Raw genomic sequence first — 3,882 nt, forward strand, 5'->3', positions numbered from 1 at the left:
AAATAATACCTTTCGACAAAGGATTTCTCGACTGGTGAGACAGAGTCTATCTTTCTCTAAAAAAATGGAGAATCACGTTGGGGAACCCTTTGGTATTTTATCCATGACTACAATGCACAGCAAAGCAAAGGATTAAGCCACTATCACTACTACCGAATCACCACCGCTTGCCGCTAATTACTTCCCGATTCGCCGGCTGATTACCTAGAAAATTCCCTGAAAACGCGATCCTTTTCTAGAAGTGATGGCAAAATCTACCGAGCAGCTCTGTGAAAATCAGAAAAATTTCTATATTTTTGGATCCGATTCTAGGTTTTCAATTAACCTTAAATTAAAAGCCTAGTACTTAGATAGAAGCCATTCAAAGGATATTTATGAAAGCCAAAATTGCGATCGCTTGTCAGGGAGGCGGCAGTCAAACTGCTTTTACTGCCGGTGCCTTGAAAGCCTTATTTGACAATAAAGTGCAAGATTACTTTAATATTGTCAGTCTCAGTGGTACTTCTGGCGGTGCTATCTGTGCATTTTTCATCTGGTATGCTCTCGAAAAAGGTGATAGCGTCGTTTGGAAAAGAATGATTGATTTTTGGGAAGATAATAGCGCTCGAACTCCCCAAGAAAAGCTATTTAATGACTCAGCCATTAAAAGCCTAGAATTAGCCAGCAAAGGATTAATTCCCCAGTATAATCTCAGTCCTTCCTCTCCGATTACTAAAACCTTATTTTCTATAGCTACCTACGGTTTACGCGGTCGCTTTACCAACTTTGATCAGTTACTAAGAGCGCATATTGATTTCTCGGAATTAGCCACTTGGGGAGCTAAACCAGAACCACCAATTTTATTAATGGGGGCCTGTAATGTCCTGACAGGAAAATTAAGTAAATTTAACTCGCGCGAGGAAGCAGTTAAAATTGAACATATCCTAGCTTCTGCCTGTGTTCCTAACATTTTTCCTGCCGTCACCATTGAAACTATGGCCTACTGGGATGGACTATTTTCCGATAATCCCCCCATCCGTTCTTTAATTCGCCGTGAATTTGTCGGAGTCGAAAATATTCCCGATGAAATTTGGGTAATTAAAATTAATCCCACCTCTAGAGATAAGATCCCCGTGCAATCCGATGATATTGCTGATCGCCGCAATGAATTAGAAGGCAATGTTTCCCTATTTCAAGGTCTCGATCAGATTGACTTTCTCAATCAATTATTTCTCAAAGGAGCCTTTAAAGAAGAATTCTTGCGCGAGATCGAATTAAAAGAACCATTTAAAATTCCTAAATCTTTCCCGGAAGATCCCGATCAAGATTACCATATTCCTATGATCGAAATGTCGGCGGAATTAGCCAATAGTCTCAACTACGAAAGTAAACTCGATCGCTCTCCTGCCAATATCCAGCGTCTGATTGCTGACGGGGAAAAACAGGGAAAACAGTTTCTAGAACATCGACTACAAGCTATGGGTTTAAGATAGGGTTTGCGGCAAAAAGGTTTCCCCGGTGGCGGTGATAAGTAGCTAGACACAATTAATTATACATATCTAACTACCTTTTGCCTCTTGCCTCTTGCCTTTCCTAACTAAGAAGTTAATTTTGTCCTATTACTTAATAATCACTGATTTTCATTGACTAATACCCGTCCGGATAGATCGTAAATCATAATATCCCATTGCCCATTTTTTGCCGCTTCAAAAGCCACTTTAGAACCATCGGCACTGATGATCGGATTGCGTACTTCTGCGAGGAGATCGGCAGCAATTTCCCTTCTCTGTTGAGTTTGTCGATCATACAGATAAATAGCCGTTTTTCCCTGACGACTAGCAGTAAAAACGATATAACGACCATCTTCACTAATGGAAGGACTAGAAGCGATCTGATCGAGAGAATTTAGTCCGGGTAAAGGCAATAAACGGCGATCAATGGCATCAAAAAGATAGATAGTTTGGGAACCATTGCGATCGGAAGCAAAAACTATATATCGAGAGGCAAGATAGGGAGTTAATTCACTAGCAGCACTGTTTAGACTTCTCCCCCCTCGATCGAAAGGAAAAGACAATAAACTGGGATAACCCGCACATCCAGTTAACAAACTAATTACAGCAACAAGACTAATAAAAAAATAACGTTTCACGGTTTGGGACTTTCAACGGGACTGCCATCGGGAAGATCTAACTCGATATTCGGACCGCGATCGAGAACCTCCACATCCCATTGTCCCCGACGAGCGGACTCAAAGACAAGATAACGACCATCGGGACTAAGACGGGGATTTCGCAACCAACCACGATAATTTTGACTCAATAACTCAGAACGATCAGTAATGCGGTCATATAAAGCGATGACGGGACGACCTTCAATAATCACCACATAAGCCAGATAACGCCCCGTTTGGCTTAAACTGGGGCTATCGGTAATTTCTTGACCCGTATATAATCCCCCTAGGGCCTGATATTGTTTTGTCTGCAAATCATAAAGCAGCATCTGATTACTACCGCGACGGTTAGACAGCAAAGCAATCCAACGACCATCACCACTCAGGGCAGGTTTTTCGTCATTATAGCGACTGTTTAGGGTTCCTGTAGATAAACCGGGGTTATTGAGATTACAACCGCCTATAACCCCTAAAAACAAGCAGATAAACAGTAAAAAGGGAGCTTTGGTCATCGGACCTACTCCTTAATAATCAAACCTAGTCGGATGATCATTACTCGACTCCCGTTCACTATTATCCGGTCTCTCCCAATCTTCTCGATCGCCGGCATCCCTAGGATCGACCGGTTGATAATCGACGTATTCCCCTTTAAATGGCGGATCGTCCTCAATTATTGGGCGAGGACGACGTTTTTGGCTAGTGCGGGGCGGTTTACTGCTCGTCTCTTCACTAGCGGGACGAGGACGGGGACGGGGACTGGTTTCTTCCCAATCATCACCGCTACGGCGCTGATCATAAACATCTCGATCGCTAGTGGGGGAACTATTGCGGGGACGACGATTACTGGTTTTGCGACTGCTAGTATCGGCCGGCCGACGGGTGCGGGTGCTGCGGGGTTCCTCGTCCTGATAACTAGAAGTGCGCGAAGAGCGGGGATCATCGTAACCGCGTAAACGGGGATTATCTTCGTAACGTTCCTCCGGTTCGTAGGTGTCGAGGGGTTCTAATTCGGCCCGATATTCCCGACTCACAGGACGTTCATCCACAAAAGACGTGCCGCGGCGGGCCTGTTCCGTGGTTAAACCCCGCAATTTTACCGTCTCGAAGGCAAAAAACACCGCTGCCCCAGTCAGCAAAAATTGTCCGAATTGCAAAATCGGATCCAGTCGCCACCCTTGAAAAAGTAGAATTAAACCGCACAGTAAACCAACGGCAGCAAAAAATATATCATGATCCCTGGAAAGTTCCGGCCGCACCGAGCGCAGGAAGTATAACCCGGCTCCGGCCACTGCCAGAAAAATTCCTAAGATACTGGCCGAATTCAGCCCAAAATTGACCATCTTTATCTCCCTTCTCGGTGCTTAAATTCAATAATCGAGTCGGTCTACTATAGCCTAACCCCAAAGTCTAGCACTATATCTATCATCCTCGATTCTAACTTACTCGATCGAGCCTAGTTTAAACAACTATTGTTGGGGGAGTACGGAGATTTTATCAGTGATCAGTGAACAGTAAACAGTAATCAGTGAGGGAGCATCTCATTTATGCAAGTGAGTAATTATAAGTACCTGGACAAAAATAAACAGTGCTATGTAACGAAATGTTAAACACCCGAACCCCTTGCCCAGAAGTCATAGATACAGCAATTTACAAAACTTAACATAGTTAACTTTATTTAGGGTCTGCTGAAAAAGTTTTTCGGTGGGGGTTGGGGGTTGGGGGTTGGGGGATGG

Annotated in this window: 4 protein-coding genes; 1 reads left to right on the forward strand and 3 read right to left on the reverse strand. The window is 43.9% G+C overall.

Annotated features, from left to right (window positions below):
• Positions 1 to 374 precede the first annotated feature (374 nt).
• Complete coding sequence (locus tag IM479_RS12580) at positions 375 to 1,472, forward strand: patatin-like phospholipase family protein (RefSeq protein WP_287684917.1); 1,098 nt, start codon at positions 375 to 377, stop codon at positions 1,470 to 1,472.
• 137 nt (positions 1,473 to 1,609) lie between these two features.
• Here the strand turns inward: IM479_RS12580 and IM479_RS12585 are convergent, their stop codons facing one another.
• Genes IM479_RS12585 through IM479_RS12595 form a run of 3 tightly spaced genes read right to left on the reverse strand, consistent with a single transcriptional unit; the run spans position 1,610 to position 3,489 of the window.
• Entirely contained in the window at positions 1,610 to 2,128 is a 519-nt protein-coding gene (locus tag IM479_RS12585) for a TolB family protein (RefSeq protein WP_287684919.1), read from the reverse strand.
• Entirely contained in the window at positions 2,125 to 2,661 is a 537-nt protein-coding gene (locus IM479_RS12590; protein ID WP_287684920.1) for a TolB family protein, read from the reverse strand. Before IM479_RS12590 ends, IM479_RS12585 begins: the two co-directional genes overlap by 4 nt.
• 12 nt (positions 2,662 to 2,673) lie before the next feature.
• Positions 2,674 to 3,489: a Ycf66 family protein gene (locus IM479_RS12595; protein WP_286826764.1), complete on the reverse strand. Its 816-nt coding sequence runs from the start codon at positions 3,487 to 3,489 to the stop codon at positions 2,674 to 2,676.
• Positions 3,490 to 3,882 lie beyond the last annotated feature (393 nt).

Source organism: Microcystis sp. M165S2, from assembly GCF_020245885.1.
GTDB lineage: Bacteria > Cyanobacteriota > Cyanobacteriia > Cyanobacteriales > Microcystaceae > Microcystis.

Excerpts from the sequence above, each read along its gene's own strand:
- IM479_RS12590 (WP_287684920.1), bottom strand. The coding sequence starts at position 2,661 with ATGACCAAAGCTCCCTTTTTACTGTTTATCTGCTTGTTTTTAGGGGTT.
- IM479_RS12595 (WP_286826764.1), bottom strand. The coding sequence starts at position 3,489 with ATGGTCAATTTTGGGCTGAATTCGGCCAGTATCTTAGGAATTTTTCTG.
- IM479_RS12580 (WP_287684917.1), top strand. The coding sequence starts at position 375 with ATGAAAGCCAAAATTGCGATCGCTTGTCAGGGAGGCGGCAGTCAAACT.